This window comes from Streptomyces sp. 142MFCol3.1, from assembly GCF_000424945.1.
Classification (GTDB): Bacteria; Actinomycetota; Actinomycetes; order Streptomycetales; family Streptomycetaceae; genus Streptomyces; species Streptomyces siamensis.
Genome location: NZ_AUKV01000049.1, coordinates 1 through 22,749 on the forward strand (window position 1 = coordinate 1; position 22,749 = coordinate 22,749).

22 protein-coding genes and 3 pseudogenes are annotated in these 22,749 nt (G+C 68.1%); 15 read left to right on the forward strand and 10 right to left on the reverse strand.

The features are described 5' to 3' along the window. The first annotated feature begins 459 nt into the window (after nt 1-459). On the forward strand, nt 460-1,134 hold the full coding sequence (locus H305_RS55905) for an LPXTG cell wall anchor domain-containing protein (protein ID WP_158690661.1): 675 nt from the start codon (nt 460-462) through the stop codon (nt 1,132-1,134). An 804-nt stretch (nt 1,135-1,938) separates the two neighbouring features. Further along, nucleotides 1,939-2,181 (forward strand): glutaminyl-peptide cyclotransferase, encoded by a 243-nt coding sequence (locus H305_RS56535; RefSeq protein WP_107440200.1) that lies wholly within the window; start codon nt 1,939-1,941, stop codon nt 2,179-2,181. Here the strand turns inward: H305_RS56535 and H305_RS51630 are convergent. From H305_RS51630 to H305_RS55430, 3 genes and pseudogenes are all read right to left on the reverse strand, one after another. Next, nucleotides 2,159-2,374, reverse strand: a pseudogene (locus H305_RS51630) (transposase family protein); the annotation flags it as partial. The gene H305_RS56535 and the pseudogene H305_RS51630 overlap by 23 nt on opposite strands. 167 nt (nt 2,375-2,541) lie before the next feature. After that, on the reverse strand, nt 2,542-4,827 hold the full coding sequence (locus H305_RS56220; protein ID WP_324608137.1) for a tetratricopeptide repeat protein: 2,286 nt from the start codon (nt 4,825-4,827) through the stop codon (nt 2,542-2,544). A gap of 104 nt (nt 4,828-4,931) precedes the next feature. Further along, nucleotides 4,932-5,097: pseudogene (locus H305_RS55430) on the reverse strand (IS701 family transposase); the annotation flags it as partial. Between the two features lie 242 nt (nt 5,098-5,339). Here H305_RS55430 and H305_RS0140240 point away from each other — a divergent pair. Beyond that, nucleotides 5,340-5,591, forward strand: a complete 252-nt coding sequence (locus H305_RS0140240) for a DUF7660 family protein (RefSeq protein ID WP_028805452.1) — start codon at nt 5,340-5,342, stop codon at nt 5,589-5,591. Between the two features lie 18 nt (nt 5,592-5,609). Here H305_RS0140240 and H305_RS0140245 read toward each other — a convergent pair whose 3' ends face one another. Beyond that, nucleotides 5,610-6,824: an IS110 family transposase gene (locus H305_RS0140245; RefSeq protein ID WP_051371498.1), complete on the reverse strand. Its 1,215-nt coding sequence runs from the start codon at nt 6,822-6,824 to the stop codon at nt 5,610-5,612. 319 nt (nt 6,825-7,143) lie between these two features. Here H305_RS0140245 and H305_RS0140250 point away from each other — a divergent pair, with 319 nt between their 5' ends. The 7 genes from H305_RS0140250 (at nt 7,144) to H305_RS0140280 (ending at nt 12,988) form a co-directional block, all read left to right on the forward strand. After that, nucleotides 7,144-8,178 carry an IS110 family transposase gene (locus H305_RS0140250; protein ID WP_028805454.1) on the forward strand — a complete coding sequence of 345 codons (1,035 nt, stop codon included), beginning with the start codon at nt 7,144-7,146 and terminating at the stop codon, nt 8,176-8,178. A 176-nt stretch (nt 8,179-8,354) separates the two neighbouring features. Continuing rightward, the gene (locus H305_RS0140255; protein ID WP_028805455.1) at nt 8,355-9,104 is read left to right on the forward strand and encodes a maleylpyruvate isomerase family mycothiol-dependent enzyme; all 750 of its coding nucleotides are present in this window, start codon (nt 8,355-8,357) and stop codon (nt 9,102-9,104) included. Nucleotides 9,105-9,289: 185 nt separating this feature from the next. Further along, nucleotides 9,290-9,844, forward strand: a complete 555-nt coding sequence (locus H305_RS48460; RefSeq protein WP_267880815.1) for a DUF6431 domain-containing protein — start codon at nt 9,290-9,292, stop codon at nt 9,842-9,844. A 106-nt stretch (nt 9,845-9,950) separates the two neighbouring features. Further along, nucleotides 9,951-11,306 carry a DDE-type integrase/transposase/recombinase gene (locus H305_RS48465; RefSeq protein ID WP_037766898.1) on the forward strand — a complete coding sequence of 452 codons (1,356 nt, stop codon included), beginning with the start codon at nt 9,951-9,953 and terminating at the stop codon, nt 11,304-11,306. Further along, nucleotides 11,303-11,581: a hypothetical protein gene (locus tag H305_RS0140270; RefSeq protein WP_028805456.1), complete on the forward strand. Its 279-nt coding sequence runs from the start codon at nt 11,303-11,305 to the stop codon at nt 11,579-11,581. Before H305_RS48465 ends, H305_RS0140270 begins: the two co-directional genes overlap by 4 nt. Then, the gene (locus H305_RS0140275) at nt 11,578-12,393 is read left to right on the forward strand and encodes an ExeA family protein (RefSeq protein ID WP_028805457.1); all 816 of its coding nucleotides are present in this window, start codon (nt 11,578-11,580) and stop codon (nt 12,391-12,393) included. The genes H305_RS0140270 and H305_RS0140275 overlap by 4 nt, the downstream gene beginning before the upstream one ends. A 94-nt stretch (nt 12,394-12,487) precedes the next feature. Continuing rightward, complete coding sequence (locus H305_RS0140280) at nt 12,488-12,988, forward strand: hypothetical protein (RefSeq protein WP_028805458.1); 501 nt, start codon at nt 12,488-12,490, stop codon at nt 12,986-12,988. 1,032 nt (nt 12,989-14,020) lie between these two features. On the opposite strand, the gene H305_RS0140290 is transcribed toward H305_RS0140280, so the two are convergent. From H305_RS0140290 to H305_RS49640, 4 genes are all read right to left on the reverse strand, one after another. After that, nucleotides 14,021-14,581, reverse strand: coding sequence for a GNAT family N-acetyltransferase (locus tag H305_RS0140290; protein ID WP_028805460.1), 561 nt, complete (start codon nt 14,579-14,581; stop codon nt 14,021-14,023). A gap of 433 nt (nt 14,582-15,014) precedes the next feature. Further along, nucleotides 15,015-15,383, reverse strand: a complete 369-nt coding sequence (locus H305_RS0140300) for a hypothetical protein (RefSeq protein ID WP_028805461.1) — start codon at nt 15,381-15,383, stop codon at nt 15,015-15,017. A gap of 223 nt (nt 15,384-15,606) precedes the next feature. After that, nucleotides 15,607-16,044: a transposase gene (locus H305_RS51640; RefSeq protein WP_234021406.1), complete on the reverse strand. Its 438-nt coding sequence runs from the start codon at nt 16,042-16,044 to the stop codon at nt 15,607-15,609. Next, on the reverse strand, nt 16,041-16,487 hold the full coding sequence (locus H305_RS49640) for a hypothetical protein (RefSeq protein WP_028805462.1): 447 nt from the start codon (nt 16,485-16,487) through the stop codon (nt 16,041-16,043). Before H305_RS49640 ends, H305_RS51640 begins: the two co-directional genes overlap by 4 nt. A gap of 578 nt (nt 16,488-17,065) precedes the next feature. Between H305_RS49640 and H305_RS0140315 the strand changes: the two genes are divergently transcribed. Then, nucleotides 17,066-18,244: a N(5)-(carboxyethyl)ornithine synthase gene (locus tag H305_RS0140315; protein WP_028805463.1), complete on the forward strand. Its 1,179-nt coding sequence runs from the start codon at nt 17,066-17,068 to the stop codon at nt 18,242-18,244. 618 nt (nt 18,245-18,862) lie between these two features. Here H305_RS0140315 and H305_RS56225 read toward each other — a convergent pair. Then, nucleotides 18,863-19,024 carry a DUF5994 family protein gene (locus tag H305_RS56225; protein WP_324608138.1) on the reverse strand — a complete coding sequence of 54 codons (162 nt, stop codon included), beginning with the start codon at nt 19,022-19,024 and terminating at the stop codon, nt 18,863-18,865. Nucleotides 19,025-19,305: 281 nt separating this feature from the next. Here H305_RS56225 and H305_RS48480 point away from each other — a divergent pair, with 281 nt between their 5' ends. From H305_RS48480 to H305_RS55440, 4 genes and pseudogenes are all read left to right on the forward strand, one after another. Further along, nucleotides 19,306-19,857 carry a DUF5994 family protein gene (locus tag H305_RS48480; protein WP_051371500.1) on the forward strand — a complete coding sequence of 184 codons (552 nt, stop codon included), beginning with the start codon at nt 19,306-19,308 and terminating at the stop codon, nt 19,855-19,857. 357 nt (nt 19,858-20,214) lie between these two features. Next, nucleotides 20,215-20,538 (forward strand): annotated as a pseudogene (locus H305_RS48485) (hypothetical protein); the annotation flags it as partial. Between the two features lie 168 nt (nt 20,539-20,706). After that, nucleotides 20,707-21,510 carry a transposase gene (locus H305_RS48490; RefSeq protein WP_234021402.1) on the forward strand — a complete coding sequence of 268 codons (804 nt, stop codon included), beginning with the start codon at nt 20,707-20,709 and terminating at the stop codon, nt 21,508-21,510. Beyond that, a complete protein-coding gene (locus H305_RS55440) occupies nt 21,476-21,745 on the forward strand; it encodes a transposase (RefSeq protein WP_234021403.1) in 270 nt (89 codons plus the stop codon). The genes H305_RS48490 and H305_RS55440 overlap by 35 nt, the downstream gene beginning before the upstream one ends. A 35-nt stretch (nt 21,746-21,780) precedes the next feature. On the opposite strand, the gene H305_RS0140340 is transcribed toward H305_RS55440, so the two are convergent. Continuing rightward, nucleotides 21,781-22,581 (reverse strand): IclR family transcriptional regulator domain-containing protein, encoded by an 801-nt coding sequence (locus H305_RS0140340; RefSeq protein WP_107440201.1) that lies wholly within the window; start codon nt 22,579-22,581, stop codon nt 21,781-21,783. Nucleotides 22,582-22,749 lie beyond the last annotated feature (168 nt).

Sequence of the window (22,749 nt, forward strand, 5' to 3'; positions counted from 1 at the left end):
GGCACGACCGCCAACCCGCACCCGGACCGCCCGCACCCCGCCCGCCCGGACACGGCCGCCATCCCGTCCCCCGGCCCGCAGCCGGCCGGTCCGGACACGGCCGCCACCCCGTACCCGGGCCGTCCGGGTGATCTGCGTACCCCGTCCCGGCGAACACCCCGTGCAGCGGTTTCAGAAGACCACGCCAGGGGCCAGGGATCACAGCGCGGAATTCTTTGCGAAACCTGACAGAGCAACCACCACCGGTGCCGGCGGAGGCAGTTGCCAGGACACAGCAGTGTCCGCCACAGCCCCTCCACACGAACCACAGGTGGCGAGCACCAACCGAGGCACCGGCACGCCCGACAGCCCGCCCGAGGCCACAACCCCAGGCCCCGGCAGGCACCCAGGACACCGGCTCCTCAAAAATGCACCAACGATCACCACTCGCCAAGCGTTCTATGAAGGAGCCTTCCCCCCATGACCAGACGCTCTGTACGACAACTCGCCGTGGCGGTGGTCTCTGCCGGGCTCGTCGCCACAGCTCCACTGATCACCGCACAACCGGCCTTCGCGCAATACCCCCCCACCTCCACCCTGACCATCCAGGACGCCGACCTCATCCTGCAACCAGGCCAGGTGGTCCCCTTCACCGCCACCGGCTTCCTGCCCAACGAAACAACCCGCGCACGCCTCGTCCGGATCGCCGCAGGCACCCTCGGCAGATCCGCAGCCATCCCCCACACCCCCACCACCGCCGGCCACCCACCCGCCACCACCCCCCAGACCGGCACCGGCGGAGACTCCGTGGCCCTGGGCAGATGGACCGCCGACGTCAACGGCATCGTCGACGCCACCGCCACCGTCCCCCGCAACATCCGCGAAGGCCTCTACAAATTCCAGATCACCGGCGAAAGATCCCACCTCGTCCTGAGCGTCCAGGTCAGCATCGAAAGCAACACCACCCCCGGACACCCCGGACACCCCGGCGGCCAAGGCAACCCCAACCACCACGGATCACCCTCCCTCGCCGACACCGGCCAATCAGACCGCACACTCACCCTGATCGGCGCCACCGGCACACTCCTCCTCCTCCTCGGAGGCAGCGGACTGGCCCTCGCACGACGCCGACGCAACACCACCCACACCAACTGAACCAACCCGGCACAAGACCCCCGGCCCGGCCCCCAAGCCGCAAACCCCACACCACCACAGCGGCAGACCCACCCCCCACCCGACGCCGGACCACAACACACACGCCGGACCACAACACACACCACCCGCCCCACACCACCCGACGACCCCCCACCAACCCCCCACCCATACCACCGGCCAACCAGCCCCCCACCAGCCCCCACCAGCCCCCACCGGCTCCTCGACGACGCCACCGGCCAACCGGCTCCGACGACGCCGCCGGCCAACCAGCCCCCACCGGCTCCGACGACGCCGCCGGCCACGGGGCCCCACCAGCTCCGACAACGACGCCGTCACAGGGCCCCACCAGCTCCGACGCCGCCGCCGGCCACGGGGCCCCACCAGCTCCGACGACGCCGCCGTCACAGGGCCCCACCAGCTCCGACGACGCCGCCGGCCACGGGGCCCCACCAGCTCCGACGACGACGACGCCGTCACAGGGCCTGCCGCGTCGCCCCGCCGACCACCCAACCCACCTCCGCCCGGCGGGGCGACGCACCGCGACCCGCCCAGCGCGCAACAGGGCCGAACACACCCCGACGACCAGTCCCCGCCCCCAGCAACGCACAACGCCAAACACCAGGGCGCCGAAACCACCACCAGGCCCTGCCCGCCCCCACCACGCCAGACCCCGCACCGGTCAACCGCACACCACACCCCACCGTCCCAGGCACCCCATCCCACCCTGCTGCAACAGAGCGAACCCCCCGGCACACCACCCGGCAAACCACCCACCACACCACCAGGCATGACAGCGTGTCAGCCATGCGCGCAGCTCTCACGGCCCCCGTGACACTCCTCGCCCTGAGCACCACAGCCCTGCTCCCCGCATGCACGACGCAAAGCCAAAGCAAAGAACCCGGCGCACACGCCCCGAGCCCGAGCAACGTCAAACACCTGACCATCGACATCGTCCGAACACTGCCGCACGACCCCACAGCCCTCACCCAAGGCCTGGAAATGGCCCACGGCACACTGAGCTTCTTCAGTGGTGCCGCTCCGGAGTGAGGATGACTTTGGCGATTGACGTCATGCGGTTCGGGCTGCAACGGGCGTGACGGAATATCTGCCAGGTCTTCAGGCGGGCGACACCGCGCTCGACAGGAGCGGGGGTGCGGGCCAACGCCCGGTTGGCGGTCTGCTCGGTGGGCGTGAGGTCTTGGCGGGGCCGGCGTTTGATGCCGGTGGTCACCCAGGGACCTGTTAGCCCGCCGCCTCACCGGCGAGATCACCATCTCCTGACACGACCCGACATCACATGATGAAGTCCGCTTTCCGGGATGAAACAACGGGAGAAAGTGACCTCCGAGGTTCGTCCGTGGAGCCACGTCTGTAGCCACCGACACTTCGCTTTGTCTCGGGCGGCGGTCACCAGTCGGGGGGCAGGTAGTAGTCGGTTGTTGAGCCCGGGCCTTCAACTGTCTGGCGGATGCATAGTTCGGCGAGTGGATGGCTGTCCGGCAGCACGGAGAGGAGCCTCGTGAAGGCGGCCTGTGCGGTCGCGGTATCTCCGGAGAGAGCGGTCCACAGGGCAAGCTGGTAGGCGGCACAGTGGGTGAGTTCGTGGTTCTGCCCCACGACGCGAGCGCAGTCGTCGCGGGCGGCCGTGGCTGTGGTCAGGGCCTCTTCAGTGCGGTCAGCGAGACCGAGCAAGGCGGCGAGCTGGATGGTGCGCGTCAGGGTACGCGGGTGGTCGGCACCGTAGAGGGCCGCGCAGCCCTCGATGACTTCTCTCTGCAGGCGAAGTCCGGTCTCTCGGTCACCGTTTCGGCTCACCCAGTCGGCCAGGTTCCAGCGGGCGTCGTTGGTGAGGGCGTGATGGTCACCGAGTAGACGGGTGGCATCGTTGTTGAGTTCGCGCCAGGCGCGCTCGGCGGCCTGCGGCCCGTCGGCCTCCGCCCAGCAGGCCACTTCGAATCGCAGACCCAACACTTGACGGTGCTCCGGCCCCCAGAGGGTCTGCCCGGTATCGAGGAGCTCCCTGGCCATCGCGAGGGCATCGGCAGTCGAGCCGGTGTGTCCGGTCCAGCGAATCAGGTTTCGTCTGGCTCGGATCGTGGCCGGGTGGATCCTTCCGTGGAGCTCCAGGAAACCTTCGTATGCTTCGGTGGCGAGGGAAACCGCCCGGTTGAGGTTCCCGGACTGCCCCGTCCACCAGGCCAGTTGAAGGGTGAGTTCGAAGAGGTCGTCAGGAGCGGTGTCCGGCGGCGCGGACCGCAGCACCGTTTGGAGGACGTCGACGGCCTCGGGATGCCGGTCTGCGTTGCCGGATATCTCCGCCAGGCCGATCGCGCCCATGAGGGCACCTCTGTCGACCGCCTTGCGGAAGGCGGATGTCGCGGCGTCCCATTGGGTCCGTTGCTGGGCGGCCCAGCCCAGGTCGACGCAGGTCGCCGCGTCGGCGTGAACGATGAGCGTGTCCCAGATCGGCTGGGCGATCCCGCTGTTCCCGCGTTCGGAGTCGATCGCTTCGGGGAGGTAGTCGAAAACCCGGTAGCCGGTGCAGTCGTGGTTGGGGAGCAGGAGGCTGCTGGTGGCGAAGATCGGTTTCGTCGCCCAGGCCAGAGCGGATTCCCACGGCTCAGGACGGGCACGGGCGCCCCCGAGGTCGAGCAGGTGGTGTTCATGGAGGTCGCGCAGGACCGGAACCGGGACATAAGTGGTCCAGCCCGCGCAGAAGGCGTCGGCTGCGGCGGCCACCAGCGCCGCCCCACGGGAGTGATTCCCTTCGGGGGAATGGGCGTCCCTCCAGGTCGCGAGGAGCCGCGGTCCGGCTGCCAGAAACTCGGCGATTCCGTAGGTGCCGGATGAATCGATCGCTCGGGCGATGCGCTCGTCCTCCGTGCGTTTGGATGCCCGGCGCAGCTCTGCGGCGCTCCACCGGCGGTCGAGCCGTATCTCGTGGGCGAGGCCGAACACCGCCGCCTCGGGAACGGGGGATGCCCCGATCCCACGAAAGCGGGCCCGCTCGTGGGTGCGGATCGTGGCCACCACCAGCACCCCCGGCCTCCCGACGATCACGTTCCTGATCAGGTTGGTGAGGGCGCTTCCCGAGATCAGGTAGCGTTCTAGATCGTCCAGCCAGATCACCGACGGCTGCACGGACTCGGCCGTCTCGAAGGCGGCCGCCAGGCTTTCCCCACTCTCCGGATCTGGGATGAGCAGGCGGTGACTCGGGCATTTCTCACGCAGCGCCTCGAACGCCGCACGTGACTTTCCCGCGGTCGAGTCCCCGACCAGCAGGACGAAACGATGTGAGGCCAGGGCCGATTCGATCTCGCCGCTTTTGTCCCTCGGGATGAACGCGGGGAACGCATCACCGCCCGCACCATGGACGCGTACGACTGACAGATCATTGATATCGCGGACGCGGGGAACCCTGCCGCGCGGAGCCACGACCAGCCCGCGCTCACGCTCCGTCGGTGCCTCCACCAGTCGGCTGCCGCGCCAGGACGCCACGCCGGCCGTGGCCCCCACCACAGCGACCAAGACTGCGCCCACCCCGGCGGGAAGCTCCGATTCGGCGAACGCCGCCACCGACGTCGCCACAGCCGCGCCGACGATCAGCCACCAGCCCTTGACGTATTCTCTCCGCCACACCATGACATGAGACCAAACCGCGTCGTCTCCGCGATAGGGCCGATCCACACCCATGCGAACATCACTGAGCTTCTTCAGCGTTGCCGCTCCAGGGTCAGGACGGCTTTGGCGATTGACGTCATGCGGTTTGGACTGCACGAGTACCGCTGGCAGCGAGATGCGCCGATGCAGCAGGTGCTGCAGACCGTGCGGGTTCACGTCCCCGGCATGCTCAGCGAGCGTCCAGCAGTTCCTGCGCGGCAGACCTGGCACCAGCCCGAACACGAACGCCCGTGCCCGGCGCCGGGGTTCCACCCGCACGAACCGTCCCGCGATGCGACCCATCAGTGCCTCGAACGCTTCCTGCCCACGGCCAGGATCTATGCCGTGACCTGCGGCCACCGTCTGATCTTCTGTCTTCACACACGGATGATCACCAGCGGCCGCACCCCTTTCCCGAGTCCGCCTCCAACGGCACGACCACAAAACGCCGTTGGAATACCGGATCGGTGGAAAGACGACGGGCTCTGATGCTCCTATTGATCGTCAAGCGCTCTGATGCACGAGGCGCAAGGTACTTTCACTTCATGCCACTGACTCCAGACGACGAAGTCCGCAGCCGCGGCGAACTGGTCTCCTTCGTTCGGGAACTGCGCCAGGACTACCTGCGTCGGGGACACGAATGGGAGAACCAGAGCCTCGACCGCTTCCTTGAGGCCCTTGCGGCATGGATGCATGACTCGCCGGGCTGGTACCAGAACGTCGGGAAGGAACCCCCGGAAGGTGGGGACTGGACCTTCCTGGCCAGAGCGCTTCAGGCCGCCACTGTCCATGAGTGAAATGTTCGCGTCGAACGGTCAGGCCGCATGGAGCCAGTCGCGGTAGGCGTGAGCGAGGGCGTCGTCTCGGCGGATCCCGCGTTCGAGGGTGGAGATGGTGGCCGGCCAGAGCCCGAAGTGACGGGCGGCCGCGGTGAGCATGATGTTCTTGGACTGGCGCAGAGACCGCAGATCGGCGATGCCGGGGACCGCGACGGTGGTGGTCAGGCAGCGGAACATCTCCCGGGCGATGGCCCGCTTCAGGAGCCGGATGATCTCCTTCTTCGTCCGGCCCGCGGCGGCCTGCCGGGCAACGTATTCGCGGGTGCGGGAGTCGCTGGACATACGGACCAGGGCGATGCGGTAGAGGGCGGCGTTGGCTGCCCGGTCACGGCCGCGTGAGAGGCGGTGCCGGTTGGTTCTGCCGCTGGAGGCGGGGACCGGTGCGGCTCCGCACAGGGCGGCGAAGGAAGCCTCGGTTCGCATGCGGTCGGGGTTGCCTCCAGCCGTGACCAGCAGCCGCGCGGCGGTGTCGGGGCCGACTCCGTAGGCGGCCCGCAGACCGGGGTTGTGGGCGGTGACCTCGCTGTCCAGGATCTTGGTCAGCTCTTCGTGCTCGGCGGTCAGCTCCTTGACGCGCCGGGCGAGACTCTTCAGTGCGGTGAGGACCGCGACGTTGACGGCGTCCCCGGTCGGTCGCAGCCGGGCCAGGGCGTCGGTGCGGTCCGCCCCTTTGAGCTGACCGTATTTGGCGCGGATGGTCTCGGGCGCGGTGAAGAGAAGGTGGGTGATCTGGTTCAGGGCGGCGGTGCGGGCCTTGACGGCGGAGCGGGCGGCGTTGTGCAGGGCGCGTATGCCGGCGACGGTGTCGTCCTTGGGGGCGCTGGAGGCCCGTCCGGACAGCGCGGCGCGGGCTGCGGCGTAGGCGTCGATGGAGTCGGACTTGCCGATGCGGCGGCGTTCGGCCCGGTCGGGCCGGTTGACCTCCACGACGTCAAGGCCCGCCGAGCGGGCGGCGCGGGTGAAGCCGGCGCCGTAGGAGGAGGTGCCTTCCACACCGATCGCGGTCACCTGGCCGTGGGCGTTCAGGAAGGCCAGGGCCGCGGCGTATCCGGCGACGGTGGTGGCGAACTCGGCGTCCGCGAGGTGGCCGCCGCTGTCGCTGATCACCGCGACGTGAATGGTGTCGGCATGGGAGTGGACCCCGCCGAACACGTCCTGGTCCACGGTGTCGCCCGCAACCTCTGATGTCATGCTGATGGTGCCTTCCCAACTGGAGGTGGGCACCGGCCGGGTGGCGCAGACAGGACATTGAGGGGGCTTCTGACCAAGCTCCTGACTTGTTGAATCGGACCCAGATGCTCGGTCTGCAGCCGTAGCGTCCAGGGTGTCGGTCGGCACGGGCCCGCAGTGCTCCTTGCCGCCTTCGGGCTGGCTCGCTGATAGCGTGCCGCCGCCGGCCGACACCCGCGCGGTGTGGCTCGACAGAGGCATGAAGGTGACGCAGTGACTTCAAGTCAGGGTGCCCACCGCACTTCCCTTCCTGTCTCATCGAGTGCGAGGGCAGCAGCCTGTGATCCTGATCGGTGTCGATCCCCACAAGTCGTCCCACACCGCCGTCGCGGTCGACACCGCAGGCCAGCAGGTGACTCAGCGTCGGTTCGTCGTCAACGCCGGAATCTTCCGCCAGTTGATGCGCTGGTGCGAGCAGTGGCCCGACCGTCGTTTCGCGGTCGAGGGCGCTGGCGGCCTGGGCCGCTCGCTCGCCCAGCAGCTGGCCGCCGCAGGCGAGAACGTGGTCGACGTGCCCTCCACCCTGTCGGCCCGGGCCCGTCTGCTGGCCACCGGCGGAGACCGCAAGACCGATGCCAAGGACGCTCTCCACGTCGCCCAGGCCGCTCTCTTCCGCCACGACCTGCGGCCGGTGGTCAAGGAAGACCAGACGACCATCCTGCGGCTGCTGACCGAGCGGCGCGATGGCCTGGTGCACGAGCGCACCCGCATCCTCAACCGGCTTCATGCCGTCCTGCGCGATCTTCTGCCCGGCGGAGCACCAGCCGGCTTGTCGGCCGATAAGGCTGCCACCTTGATGAAGGGCAGCCGGCCGGTCACGGCCACCGACAACTGCCGCCGGGACATGGCCCGTGACCTGCTGGCCGACCTGCGCCGCCTGGACCGGCAGGTTAAGGACAACGAAGCCCAGATGCGCGAGGCCATCGCCGCGACCCGCACCACGCTGACCACCCTGCCAGGGTTGGGGACCGTGCTGGCCGCAAAGGTCATCGGCCACATCGGGGACGTCAGCCGGTTTCCCACCGAACACCACTTCGCCAGCTACACCGGCAGCGCACCCCTGGACGCCTCCAGCGGCAACAACGTCCGCCACCGCCTCAACACCGGCGGCAACCGCGCGCTGAACTCGGTCCTGCACACCATCGCCGTCTGCCAGATCCGCGACGGCGGGCGCGGACAGGACTACTACCTCCGCAAGATCAGCGAGGGGAAGACACCTTCGGAAGCCCGCAGAGCCCTCAAGCGGCGGCTGTCCAACGTGGTTTACCGGATCATGAAACGCGACCAACGGGCCCACCTCGCTCAAGCCGCTTGACACACAGAGGCGCTATCAGGTCATGTTCCGCCCGACCGGAGCCATGAGAACAGGTCCCGGCGGCCGGGCAATACAGCCGGAAGACAGCCCAGCAGGGCGTCAGTCAGTGCCCGAGCCACGACCACCGCAACCTGAGTATCAGCATCAATGTCAGTGCCAGGTGATAGGAAGCCGGCATGCCCCAGACACCTGCCTTCGACGACCTGCTCTCCCTGGTCCAGGACCGCTCCGCCGCCCTGCGCAGCAGCGTCGCGAACTCGCTCGATCTGGACGTCCGCGTCCCCAGCTGCCCCGACTGGTCACTCCGCGAACTCGTCGAGCACGTTACCCAGGTCCACCAATTCTGGGCGGCGGCGGTCACGGCCGGCCCCAGCGAGAAGCCCCCGACCCTGGCATCGGTCGATGACACGCTGTCGACCGACCTGCTGACCCGTTCGGCCGCAGCCACCGAGGAGCTGATCGCTGCCCTGCAAGCCGCAGGCCCCGCGCAAGGATGCTGGACCTGGTGGGGCGACTCCGACATCCCCATGACGAGCGGTGCTGTAGCGCGTCACCAGGTTCAAGAGGCCGCTGTCCACACCTTCGACGCCCAACTCGCCACCGGAACACCCCAACCCGTCCCGGAGACTGTCGCATTCGACGGCATCGCCGAGTTCATCGGCGTCAGCCATGGCACCGCCGGCCCCTGGCCGCACGAACCAGTCCGGATCGGCCTGCATACCACCCAGGGCCCGTCATGGCTGATCGGCCTGACAGAGTCGGGCTCACACCTCATCGAAGGCCACCACCAAACGGACGCCAGCCTCCACGGATCAGCAAGCAACCTGCTGCTCACCCTGCACGGCCGTCTCCCCCTGGACAACCTGCAAAGCAAAGGTGACCGCACCACCCTGGAAAACCTCCTGAACTGGCCAAACCTGGACTGACCCCCGTCCAGAGAACCCCCTGTTGGGCGACTCTCTGCATGAGCACGTAGGCGGGGGTTGGCGACATTCGCGGTGGACATGAGTGCTGATCTTGGTGGGCAGCCTGATCTTGCTTCGTGCACGACGACACGGTGTGCACGAGGTGGAGGTGTGGGGTGCTCATCGTCGACACCGATGTCGTCTGCGTGGAACGCCAGTTGCGGGCGGGTGAGTTGGCCTGTCCGTCGTGTGGGGCGCCTCTCTCGCCGTGGGGGCACGGCCGGCCGCGGGAAGTACGTGGTGATCTCGGGGCTCGCTTCTTCGTACGTCCTCGCCGGTCGCGGTGTTCGGGCTGCCAGGTCACGCACGTGCTGCTGCCGGAGATGCTGTGGCCGCGGCGGTTGGATGCGGCCGAAGTCATCGGGGCCGGGCTGGAGATAGCGGCCCTGGGCATGGGGCACCGCCAGGTCGCCGCTCACCTGGGGCTGGCGGACGGCACGGTCCGCGGCTGGATCCGCCGCTTCCGCCGCCGGGCGGAGGATGTGCGCCGGTACTTCACCGTCGCCCTGGTCGCGCTCGCGGACGATCCGGTGATGCCGGAGCCGACGCGGACGCCTTTGTCGGATGCCGTCTCGGTCGTCGCGGCCGCCCATCGGGCGGCCGCGACGAAGTGGCCGCAGATGAACACGGTGTCGCGATGGGTTTTCGCCGGCAGGGCGATAGACGGCCGGGTGCTGACCTGCACTCCTTCAGCTAGTTGATCAACACGGGTCGCCCCTGGGCGGTGATCGGAGGAGCCGGAAGTCTTGATCGTGTCCGCCCCAAAGAGGAGGCGGACGCTGATCGAGATGCGAGGAGAGTCCGCGCATGGCATTGAGCGAGGACGAGGACCGCCGCCGGGCGGAGAAGGCCCGGCAGGTCGGTCTGTTCCGCTATTCCCTGATCCAGGACCTGCTGGACAACAGCCTGACGACCCGCGAACGAGGCCGTCTGGCACGGGAGTTGGCGGAGAAGGAACACACCGATCCGTTCGGCCGGCAGGTGAAGGTGTCCAGGGGCACGATCGACCGGTGGACGCGGGACTACCGCGGCGGCGGGTTCGCCGCGCTGGTTCCCGAGCCGCGCAAGGCCGTTCCCCGGACGCCGCCGGAGGTGCTGGAGCTGGCGGCCGCGCTCAAGCGGGAGAACCCTGGCCGGACAGCCGCGCAGATCCAGCGGATCCTGCGGACCACGCAGGGCTGGTCGCCGACCGAGCGCACGCTCCAGCGGCACTTCGTGAACGCCGGCCTGACCGGCGCCGGCGGCGACAGGAGTGTCTTCGGCCGGTTCGAGGCCACCCGCGGCAACGAGTTGTGGACGGGGGATGCCCTGCACGGGCCGAAGATCGGCGGGCGCAAGACGTACTTGTTCGCGTTCATCGACGACCACTCCAGGGCCATCGTGGGACACCGGTTCGGGTTCGCCGAGGACACCGTCCGCCTCGCCGCCGCTCTGCGGCCGGCCCTGTCGGCCCGCGGGGTCCCCGAATCGATCTACGTCGACAACGGGAGTGCCTTCGTGGACACGTGGCTCTTGCGGGCCTGCGCGTCGCTGGCGATCCGGCTGACCCACTCCAAGCCGGGACGGCCGCAGGGACGCGGGAAAATCGAACGCTTCTTCCGCACCGTCAGGGATCAGTTCCTGGTTGAACTCGACGAGGAACGCGTCGGCCAGATCGAGCATCTCACCGAGCTGAACAGGCTGTTCACCGCCTGGGTGGAGACGGTCTATCACCGCACGGTGCACTCGGAGACCGGGCAGCCGCCGATCGAACGCTGGCTTTCTTCGATTCCCAGGCCGCTGCCGCTGCCCTCCACGGCGGACCTGCGGGAGGCGTTCTTGTGGTCGGAGTTCCGCACCGTGACCAAGACCGCGACGTTGTCGCTGCACGGCAACTCCTACGGAGTCGACCCGGCATTGGCCGGAGCGAGGATCGAGCTGGTCTTTGATCCGTTCGACCTGACCGACATCGAGGTGAGGGCTTCCGGCAAGACGGTGGGCAAGGCCCTCCCGCACCACGTCGGCCGTCATGCCCACCCCAAGGCGAGCCCGGAGACTCCGGCCGAGCCGGCGCCGCCGACCGGGATCGACTACCTCAAGATCCTCGACGAGGCGCACACCGCGAACACCGCCAAGGGCATCAACTACTCGTCCCTGATGAACGATTCACGGGCCGAGCGGTGAAGCCGACCCGAGCCGCAGAGCTGTACTTCGACCCCGAGCCCGACCTGTTCATGCTCACGCCCCGCGAGATGGCCGTCCGGGCCCTGGCCCTGGCAGAGGTCTGCTGCCGCCGGGCCGAACAGGGCGCCGGCGCTCTTGACACGCCCGCTGTCCGCACCGCTTTGCGCGCGGTCCGTCTCGCCGTCCGGCTCGGACAGCGGGCTGCGGCCGACGAGTCGGCCGAACTGGCCGCCGCCCAGGCGGTGTTCTGCCCCTGCCCCAGGAGGATTCCTTGATCGACCGCGTCCAGGGCTACTACGGATTCACCCGCGTCCCCTTCGGCCGGGACCTGGCCCCTTCAATGCTCCACCAGCACAATTCCCACAGGGAGGCGGCGGCCCGCATCGCGTGGTGCATCAACAACAAGGCGATCGGCGTGGTCACCGGCGAGGTCGGTGCGGGCAAGACCGTCGCTCTCAAGGGCGCCGTCGCCTCGCTGGATCCGGCCCGCTTCACGGTGATCTACCAGCCCAACCCCGAGGTCGGCATGCGCGGCCTCTACGACCGCATCGTCACCAGCCTGGGCGGCACCCCGAAGTACCAGTCCGCCGCTCTCGCAGCTCAGGCGTCCGCCGCGCTGGCCGCGGAGGTCGACGAGCGCGGACGCACCCCCGCGGTCGTCATCGACGAGTCGCACCTCCTGGATCACCAGGAGCTGGACGCGATCCGCATGCTCACCAACTACGACATGGACTCCACGACGCCGTTCGCGGTGTTGCTGATCGGCCAGCCCACGTTGCGGAAACGGATGAAGCACGGCGTCCTGGCGGCTCTGGACCAGCGGATCTCGATCAGCTACCAGATGCCGACCATGACGAAGGAGGAGACCGCCAGCTACATCAAGCACCACCTGACGATCGCCGGCCGGTCGGACCCGCTGTTCTCCGACGACGCCGTCGACCTGATCCACCTCACCAGCCGCGGCCTGCCCCGCTCGGTCAACAACATCGCCCTGCAGTCCCTCATCGCCGCGTTCGCCGACGAGAAGAGCATCGTCGACGAGTCCTCCACCCGCCTCGCCATCACCGAGACACACGCGAGCGAGTGACCTCGGGCCGCTGCCGGACTCCGTGGCCGCAGCGGCCTGACCTCGCACGAAGCAGTTGGACAGCCCATTACCGCAGGTGACAGGCTCCACCCTCATGGAGATAGTCGACGTCCTGACAGAACTCGCCCGGTCGGGGCAGGTGGGCCCGGTCGCGAACGGCGCGGACTGGGACACGGTCATCGAAGCGCTCGGCGAGCCCTTTGAAGTGGTCGTCGGGAAGCGTCGGTCATGGCCGCGTCTGTTCACCTACGGCGACCTTGAGCTGAGCGTCTGCCGCTGCCAGAAGGTCGTCCTGATCTGCCTCCAGACCTGGCGTGATGTCATCGAACTCCCGGCCGCCCTGGCCGACAGGCAGACGTTCCCTGGCCATCCGAAGTACGCCGACCTGATCGCCGCTCTCGACCGCGCTGGTTGCGCTTGGCGGCCCTACTCGCCCCTGACCTTCGACAACCAGTGCGCCATCGAGGTCACCTCTTCCGGCGTCCTCTTCGTCTTCGAAATCCCGGAAGGGGAAGACCCCATCCTCAATATCGCAGGACCCCAGGCCCACCACCACGACTGTCCTGCCGCCACCAAAACGCACGCGACGCCGTGACCACGAGACCGACACCGTGTTCACCACAACCCCGGCGGCCTGGCGGCCGCCGGGGTTGTTTTACGCTGCCTTATCGACAGCGACCACGTCGCCTCCCTGCACATCTTCAACGTCGCGCAACAACCCCCCAGCCACACGGGGTACCGGGATGCCCCCGCTCCCTGCAACCTCAGCCGGCAAAACCGCGACCTACAACTGGAGCACCAGTGACTTGAGTCGGAGATTCGTCGGCAGCAGGCGGCGACGGTGTCGAGAACCTCGTCGGCGATCTTCGTCCAGATGAACGCTCTGGGGTGTCCGTTCCAGTCGTCAAGCCAGGACCAGATGCCGCGCTCAAAGGCCCGGACAAAGCAGTGAACGCCGCGCTTGCCTTCGATAAAGCAGCGCCGGCAGGTACGGACCATACCCACAATCACCCCCAGCCGGCGTGACACCTCCATAATCGAGTGCCCCTCGGCACACTCCAGCACGATCCCCGACCGCAAGGCCAGCGCCTGAGCCGTCAAGCGCCGCCGCACCCGCACTACCGACACCTGGCCAAGACCGGCGACGACCTGGCCATCCGGAGAGTCTGGCAGCAGGCCATCACGAACTCGCTGATGGACCCACGCACGGTGCGCTACTGCTTGCGCGGCGCACTCGCGTCTTCCCGCAGCATGTCGTCGATCCACGGCTTGGCCGGATCGAGGACTGTGGCCCGCGCTGTTGGCTTCTTCCGGGGCGGCGGGACAGCAGACAGAAGGGCACCGCACCGTCCGACGATGCACTCCGCACTTCTCTGCCAGAGCCCGCTGCGACAACTCCGGATCGAGACACTTGTCCCTCCGGACCGCAGCGAACAGCTCCGTCCGCGACAAACCCATCCCGGCCTCCCGGCACGATCATGATCAAGCAACACGGCCTCCGACATGACCGTGATCGACGGGAGACACCCTGCATCCGCCTTGCGGACGGCCCAACTCATCCACTCCAACCTGGGCTCGTCGCCGAGCGGGTTGAAGCAACCTCACTCCGCTGCGGTGGCCCCGGCATTCACGCAAATTCGCGCATCGAGTGCAGTCGCGCGAACTCGTCAGCGAGTACGCCCATCACGACCAGATCATGGTGTCGGCCGGCGAAGAACACGTGATCGCGTAGACGCCCCTCCTCGGCGAAACCGAGACGGCGATGCAATGCCAGCGATGCCTCGTTGTGCCCGAAGATCCGCGCCTCACACTTGTGGTACCGCCGCTCCGCGAACATGAATCGCAGCAGCATGACCACGGCTTCTGCCGCGTAGCCCTTACGTCGGTGCCCCGCATCCATCGTGATGCCGTACTCGAACCGCCCCGCATGCGGATCTGCCTGGTGCGGGCCGACAGCCCCGACGATCTGCCCCGTGTCCAAGGCTTCGATAGCCAAGCTGAAACAGTCGCCGTCGGACTTGGCAACGGCCTGTTCCTTCGTCCAGGCGCGGAACCCCTCGGCAGACCGAGGCGGATGCAGCAGGTCTCCCAACCGCTCCTCGTCGACGGCGAAGCCCATGAACGCCGTCCAGTCCTCAGGCTCGATACCGCGCAGACGTACCCGCTTACCAGTCCAGAACGAAGTCATCCCCTATTCGATCACGAGCAGGACGCGCTGCACAGACCAGCCGGAACCCCGCCTGAACTGTCTTGTCATACCGGTGGAACCAGATCAACTTGGTACCCAGTGGAGCCACGAAACGCCGGTGCACTGGCGCCCAAAGAAGTGCGTACAAACAATATGGTCGCCAGTACGGGCATCTGCGGGCCGGTCTTCCGGCCCAGGGGGAAATTTTGACGCCGGGACGGGTGATCGGCGCTAGCAGGAGCCGTCAGAGGCCTGAGCGGCCTGGTTCTGGCTGGCACCGACGCAGGGCGGCGTCGTTCAGAGGATCTGTCCGGGTTGATACTGGTTCAGATAGCCGGTGTGGTTGTTGAGTTCGTCGACCAGGATCGAACGGAGGCAGCCGCCGGCTCCGGTGAGCCATGGCACGGTAGTTGACACAAAGGCAGGATTGTTGTCACTCGGGGGTGTCGGCCGACTCCATGGTGGTGGGTCGGCGCCCGCCGCAGCAGGCCACCACAATTGTCGCTGTGGAGTTCAGGAAGATCAGGAACCAGGACGACCTGTCCACCGCGTCGATGGATCCGGTACGAAGCGGCTCTTCCCCGGCTCGCAGAAGGATGTCGACGCTGTCGGCCAGGCCATCGATTGTGTGTCCACGCTTCAAAGAGTGGTGCATTCGACGCCGGAAGACGCCCGCGTGCCGGTTGGCCGGCACCAGGCCGTCCCAGACGACGAAGTCAGCCCCCGCGATCAAGGCGCTACGTGCAGGTCCGCATGCCGGGGTCTGTTCGCGGAGCATGGCGATGAGGTCGTCGCGAGTCACACTGCGCCCCGGTGACAGGAAGACCAGTGATCGGCTATGTGTGACAACTCCAGCGCCTCTCCGGTGACAGTCCGGCTGCTTCGACCTGGTTTCTGCGCAGCCTATGCGGTGCCGTCGGTGACAACTACCGAGCTTCGGCACATCCAGGTGATCACGAGGTGTCGAGTCCCTGAGCACCGCGGCGATACTGATGCCGCTGGCTTTGTTCCCGATGTGCGGTTCCCTACAGGGACATGCCGCAGTACAGGCGTCGTCGCGGCCCGGCGTCGCGGGCGAGTTCGCCGAGGCGTTCCAGGAAGTCGGCCAAGAGCCCTGGGTCCTGCCCGCCACCGTCCTCCGTGTGGGTCCATGCGGTGGCGGTTTCCAGCAGGCGCTCCGGCGTGGCCGCTGCGAGGCGCCTTGCGCAGGATCTCGTGCTCCTCCTCCAAATCGCGACCTTCTTGCGCAGGGCCGCATTCTCCGCCTCCAGCGGCATGGGCGGCTCGGCGGGCACCTCCGCCAGGCGTCCCCGCGGCCGGCTCGCTCCGGCCGCCCGCACCCCGTTCCACAACGTCTCCGGGTTCCCCCCCGGAACAGCGGCGACCGACCTGATCGTCGCTTCCGGCCGCGACTCGTACAACGCGACCACGTCCGCCTTGAACTCCGGCGGATAGTGCTTCATGACCACGGGACAACCGTCCTCCTGGACTCAAGATCCAAGTACCTAGGGTGTCCAAGATCCGGGGTCAAGCCCCGACAGTCGCTGTGGCACTTGCGCCAAGCCTCGAGCAGATTACGCGGCAGCCTGATCCAGCAGTAACCGACGCCCTGGGCATTGGGGAATGTCTTGAAGGACGGCACGAGTTCGCGCACCAGGCTGACGCACCACGGGGCGCCGATGCAGCGGGCCACTTGGAGGGCTTGCAGGGCAGCCGCGGCCGCGCGTTCAGGTTCTCGCAGTTCGAGGTGACTCCGGGCCTGGTAAGTGAGGAAGACGCCGCGCGTCTTGTCACGGCTGGGCGGCAGCAGGTCTTGGCCCTCGCGGATGAGCTGGCGGGCCTGGCGGGTGTCTCCCAGGTCGAGAAGGGCCTGTCCCGAGTCGACTGCCAGGTCAGCGGTGGACATCCAGGCGCACCACGAAGGCGCGGGGTCCCCCGACGATGCGTCCAGGAGATGTTCGGATGCGGTGAGAGCCCGAAGCGTTCAATGCCGATCGCCTTGCGCCGCCAGCGCTCGCGCGAGACGGAGCTGGAGCAGGGAGCGGGCAACCGGATGCCGCGTCCCAGGCAGAGAGCTCGGCGAGCTCTGGAATGCGGCCGAGATCGACGGTGACGTAGGCGGCGAGCAAGGACGGCGTACGTCCGGCTTTCCACAAGCCTTTGCCCTGCTGAAACGTGTACGGCTTCATGGCGAGTCAACGTGCCGAGGCGATCTCCAAGTCCGGGGGTGAAAAGCGATTTCGTTCCGGTATTTCCTCGGGCCGCAGCGTCTTCAGGCCCGCGCGAGCGTCGACCGAGGCCGCATCCGACAGAGCTGACCAGCACCGGGCGACCCGATCGCCGCAGAGACCGATGCCGCCGCCCGGAAGGGCACAGGGCCAGGCGTATGTCGCCCGGACCCGGCTCCCGCCCCTGGCCCCGCCGGTCACGACCGGCCGCGGGACTGCCCCGGTGTGCTAAACAGGGAGCAACCAAAGGGGCATTTTGCAACAGCTCACGCTCGGAATCATGTCGCAGACCCGCAAGGAAAACGAGCATCGTCTGCCCGTTCACCCCGCTCATTTCGACCGCATCGACGCCGGTCTCCGCAAGCGCATCTACCTCCAGGAAAACTACGGAGAGCATTTCGGCGTCCCAGACAGCCAGCTCGCCCCGCTCGTCGCGGGCTTCCGCCCACGCGAGGAACTCATCGCCGGCTGCGATGTCATCCTGCTGGCCAAACCGCTCCACGAAGACCTGGCGGAACTGCGCGAGGGTCAGGTCTTGTGGGGCTGGCCGCACTGTGTCCAGGACGAGAGGCTCACCCAGACCGCCATCGACCGGCGGCTGACTTTGATCGCCTTCGAAGCGATGAACCACTGGACCCGCAGCGGCGCCTTCAACCTGCACGTCTTCCACAAGAACAACGAGCTGGCCGGGTACTCCTCGGTCCTGCACGCCATGCAGCTGACCGGCGTGACAGGCGACTACGGGCGGCGCCAGCGCGCCGTCGTCATCGGCTTCGGCGCGACCGCCCGCGGCGCAGTGACCGCACTCAGCGCCCTGGGCGTGCACGACGTCGACGTGCTCACCGCGCGTGGCGTCACCGCCGTCAGCTCCCCCATCCACTCCGCGCGGATCGTCCACTTCGACCACGACAAAGCCGACGACACCCTCGACCCGCGACGCAGTGTCGCCCTCACCGAGGACGGCCCGCTGCCGCTGGCCGAATTCCTCGCCGGGCACGACATCATCGTCAACTGCGTGCTGCAGGACACCGACGCGCCGCTGATGTTCCTGATAGACGAGGACCTGCCCAAGCTGGCCCACGGCACCCTGGTCATCGACGTCTCCTGCGACGAGGGCATGGGCTTCGACTGGGCCCGACCCACCACCTTCACCAATCCGATGTTCACCGTCGGCGACCACGTCAGGTACTACGGGGTGGACCACAGCCCCTCCTACCTGTGGAACTCCGCGACCTGGGAGAACAGCGAGGCCCTCCTGCCGTACCTGGACGTCGTACTCCAGGGCCCCGACGGCTGGGACACCGACGACACGATCCGGCACGCCATCGAGATCCGCCGCGGCGTCGTCCAAAACCCCAAGGTGCTCGCCTTCCAGCACCGCACCGCGAAGTACCCGCACGCCCGCGAGGAGACCCAGGCGGCGTCGCGGCCATAGCGGCGGGGCATCCGGTGTTCGTCCTGCAACCGCGATGGGCTCACCCCGCTCCCTGACGGGTGCGGCGCTGGGTGCGGAGCCGCCCGCGTCGCCGGTGCTGCTCGTCCTCATCCGGCCGTGCGTCCTGCGGGGAACCGACAGAGCCGGTCCCGGGGCAGGCATTCCGAAGCGGCCGTGGTGGAAGGCTGCGACGCGATCGTTGTGCGGGGAGTTGAGCAGGTGGATGAGGAGCACCCCGAGCGCGATCATCGCCAGGATCCGGACCACGGTCACGAACGTCTCCACGGTTCTGACCTCCCCGTCGGCTGATGCGGCAGCGGGGCGGTGACGGCCGGGATCCGTGGGCTTGCCGGCCGACTCGCGGGCTTCGTGTCCTCCTTCGGAGTCCCAGACCGCTTCCACGGCCCGGTCGGTCTCGGACCCCATCCGCAGGCGCGCCGCCTCCTCCATCAACAACTCGCGGTCGACGCACCCAGTGGGGCGCTCGCGGCGGCCATCAGCCAGGCGGCTGTGACGGGAGTGGCTGCGGCGGGGCCGCCAAGAGGTTCTAGCGGCCCATGCGGTAGGAGAGCGGCAGCAGTTCGTGCGGGTCCCGCTCGGACAAGAACCAGCCCACGTTCACCGAGTGCCCAGCGACGGGTACCTTGCGCGGGACGACCGGCCCGGGGGGGGATTGATCGTGTCGGTCAGGGAGGGGAATTCCGCCCCGAGATCACGGCAGCGGGGCCACCTGGCGCCGTCCAGCAGGGCCGGTGCGGAACCGACGGGTGCCAGCGACAGACGGGGCGAGGACGAGGAGGACCGGTCAACGGCTTCGAGCGTCGGCGACGACTAGCGCGGCAGAACCGGCGCGGTCCTGGCTGGAGACCAGCCGCTCGTCGGGCAAAGACGGTCGCCGGAAGTGAGGGTATCTCCGAGAGCGGTCCGTTCGGCCGCTTCGGGGAGTAGCCTCAACTCATCGGGAGCACTTCGCGCACCGGCCCCGATACCGGTGTCGCTCCTGGTGAGCAACGGCACCGGGCAACTGTTCACGCGCAGGGGTTCGGAGACGGGTTCGCACGATGTCCGCGATCACCGACCATCCCTCGCCGCGCGCCGTGCCCTTCAGGGCCCCGACCGCACGCCTCGCCCTCAAAACCGTGAGCCCCTCCCCGGAACAGGTCGAGCTGGACGGCGCCTGGTGGCCCCGCTCCCGTGACCTGAGCCACGAACTCCCCGGGCTGGCCGACGTACTGGACCCGCTGTGGGGACGGATCACCCGTATCGCCGTCAACCCCCGCTACTGGCCGATCATCCCGCAACGAATTTTCGTCAACGGCCATCTGGTGAAGGTCGGTTGGTTCACCTCGGAGCTGGACCCGCACAAGATCCTGCTGCTGTCCGGAACGTCGGGCCGCTGGGACCTCCTGGTGATTCCCCCGGAGACCAGCGCCCCTTCGGCCGCCCGGCTGATGGCCGCCGCGAGCGCGAGCACCGCCCCGCAGTCGACCGCGACCGCTCTCATGACGGCGGAACAGGTCGACGCCCCCTTCACATCGCACGACGGCGACACCGGACGGCCCGACCGGCCGACGGCGAGGATGCAGCCATATGCGCCACCGCCCCGGCCGTAACGAGGCGGGCCGGATCGCGTGGCCACCGCGTTGACACGGACCGTCGCCGGACGCGGAAAGGCCGCACGGTGCCGGACCATGCAATTCCGGAACACACGGCGAAGCACTCCGCCATTCCGCCTCCCAGTGCCCGCGAGAACCCACCCACCGGACAACAGCTAGGCCGACCATGATCGTTGCACGGAGCATCAGGAACCAAGCGCAGACGATGAAGGGCAGGATCACGGAAGAGCTCGGCCGGGTCACCCGCAACAGGCGACTGCAACGCCGAGGCAGGAACGACCGCGTCTCCAGAAGCCTGAAACAGGCCGTCGAGAAGACCAAGGACGCCTTCAGGCGGAACGGAAGCGGCCCCCGGTGATGTACGACCAGACACGCGCCCGGCAGTCCGCCGGCCAGACTCCGGGCCTGGCCGGACGCCGCAGCCCGACCCCGGAGCCGCTGCTCCCGTCGGACGAACAGGACAAGATCGTCCAGCGCCTCCGGCACGCCCTCAACACCTTCGCCGACACCCCACTCGAGGCGCTGGAAGAGGCCGAGAGCGCCTATGACGAAGCCACCGCACAGCTCGTGAACGCCCTCGCGGAACGACGGCGTCTCCTTCGCGCCGGCTGGCAGGACCAGAACTCCGATGCACAGTCCGACGAACTTCGGCACGCACTGAGGCAGTACCGGGAGATCAGAGACTGCTCCACATCTAGCTTGACTCTGTCGGGGATCTTGGAGTTTCGCGGTGCGGCAGCATGGTCAACGGGCGTGCTCGGGTAGTTCCGTTGACCGATGCAGTAGTTGTCGAGGTGCCTGTTGTCCCTCCGCCCGCGTTCCGGTGAGCAGGTCCCGCCTCTGACTGTGCAGGACGCGCGGGCGAGCAACCCGGGCGGCACGACGGCGATATGGGTGCGCGACCGGCTGGATGGGCTGTGGTGCGACGAGGACTTCGCCAACGGGTACCCGCGGGACGGGCGTCCGGGTCTTTCGCCTGCTCAACTGGCCACCGTCTGTGTGCTGCAGTTCCTGCTCGGCCTGTCTGACCGGCAGGCCGCCGAGGCGGTTTGCTGTCGCATCGACTTCAAGTACGCGATGGCCATGGAGCTGGACGACCCCGGCTTCCATCACAGTGTGCTGGCCGACTTCCGCGACCGTCTCGCCGAGGGGGACCGTGCTGACCGCCTCCTCGACCTCGCACTGGCTCGCCTCAAGGAGGCCGGCCTGGTGCGCGAGCGCACCACGCAGCGCACCGACTCCACCCATGTCCTGGCCGCGGTGCGTGACCTGACCCCTCTGGAGCTGATCACAGAGGCGGTCCGCGCCGCACTGGAAGAGGTCGTCGGCACTTTCCCTCACCTGCTGGACGAGCTGGTCGATGAGGACTGGGGGCGCCGCTACGGCCGAGTGGTCCGGCTGGGCAAGAACCCCACCAAGCCCAAGACCAGGATCCTTGCCACCGGAAACGACGCCTTCCGGCTCCTGGAACGCCTCTACCGGCACGGGACAGACCGCACGTCCGGTCCCCGTATCCAGGCCCTGCACCAGATCATGATCGGCCTCAGTCACCGGGCGCGAGGAGGCCGGTCGGCGGTTCGCCGCCGCGGTGGGGGCGGCTGCCCACCACGAGGTGGTGGGCAGGGCGATCGCGGCGCGCTCCGGAGTTGAGGGAACCGTCATCGAGTTCGCCCACGGACACGGCATGCGACGCTGCCGCTACCGAGGACAGAAAAAGGCCCACATCCGGCACGTCCTGACCGCCATCGCCGTCAACATCGAGCGCCTCAGCGGACGGACGCCGGCCGAGGAAACACTCACGCCCCGCCAGTCGACTGCCTTCCAGAACTACCTCGACCAGCGCGAGATCCCCCGGCCGAAGTCCTGGCGAACCCTGGGCAGTTGACCTCGGCAATTCCAAGATCCCCGACAGAGTCAAGCTCAGGCGATGTCCGACTCCGGGACCGCCTCGCGAACTGCGAAGTCGGCGCTGATCGCCTTCGCGGTCGCGAGCAGATGCGGCAGGTGACGGCCCCTCAGCACGTCGAGGGAGGTCTCGGCAGCGTGTGCGTTCACGTTCAGCGCGGCGATGACGGCCCCGCTGGCGTCGCGGAGCGGCGCGGCAACGGACCGGATACCGGCCGCCAGGTCCTGGTCCGTGATGGCCCAGCCCTGGGCCCGGATCTGCTCCAGCTCGGCCAGAAGATCCGGCAGCGGCGGGGTCCGCCGCGCCACGACACCGGCGCGAGAGGGCTCGGCGAGCAACGACTCCACCTCGGCGGGCGGGAGGTATGCGAGGAGGACCTTCCCCAGGGAGGTCGCCGCGGCCGGGAATCGGGTTCCGATGACGACGCGGAGCGCCACGATCTTGGGGACGGCCACACGGGACACATACATGATGTCGGACCCGTCGAGCTGCGCGATCGAGGACGACTCCCCCGTCTTGGCGACCAGCTCCTCCATGTGGGGCCTGGCGATCTCCCAGAGCCCCATGGAGTGCACGTATGACATGCCGAGTTCGACCACGCGGGGCGTCAGCGAGAAGCCCTGCCCACGAGACCGGATGTAGCCCAGCTCCTCAAGGGTGAGCAGGATCCGGCGTACGGTCGGCCGGGCCAGACCGGTGGACGCGGCCAGCTCTGACATCGACATCACCGGTGCCGACGCGTCGAACGCCTTGATCACGTTCAGTCCGCGGGCCAGCGCCTCGATGAAGTCGGGACCACGCCCGCGTTCTTTCAACAACTGCCTCCTCATTGCCCGGCTGACGTCCAGGCACCACTCTACGGTGCCGATCGGATGCCTCATCACGGACCGCACACTCCATGACCGCCGACCGTGGAGGTCCAGCGTACGCACGCCGGAAAGTGCTCCGATCACACGATTACCCGGATGGAACCTCTTGACGAG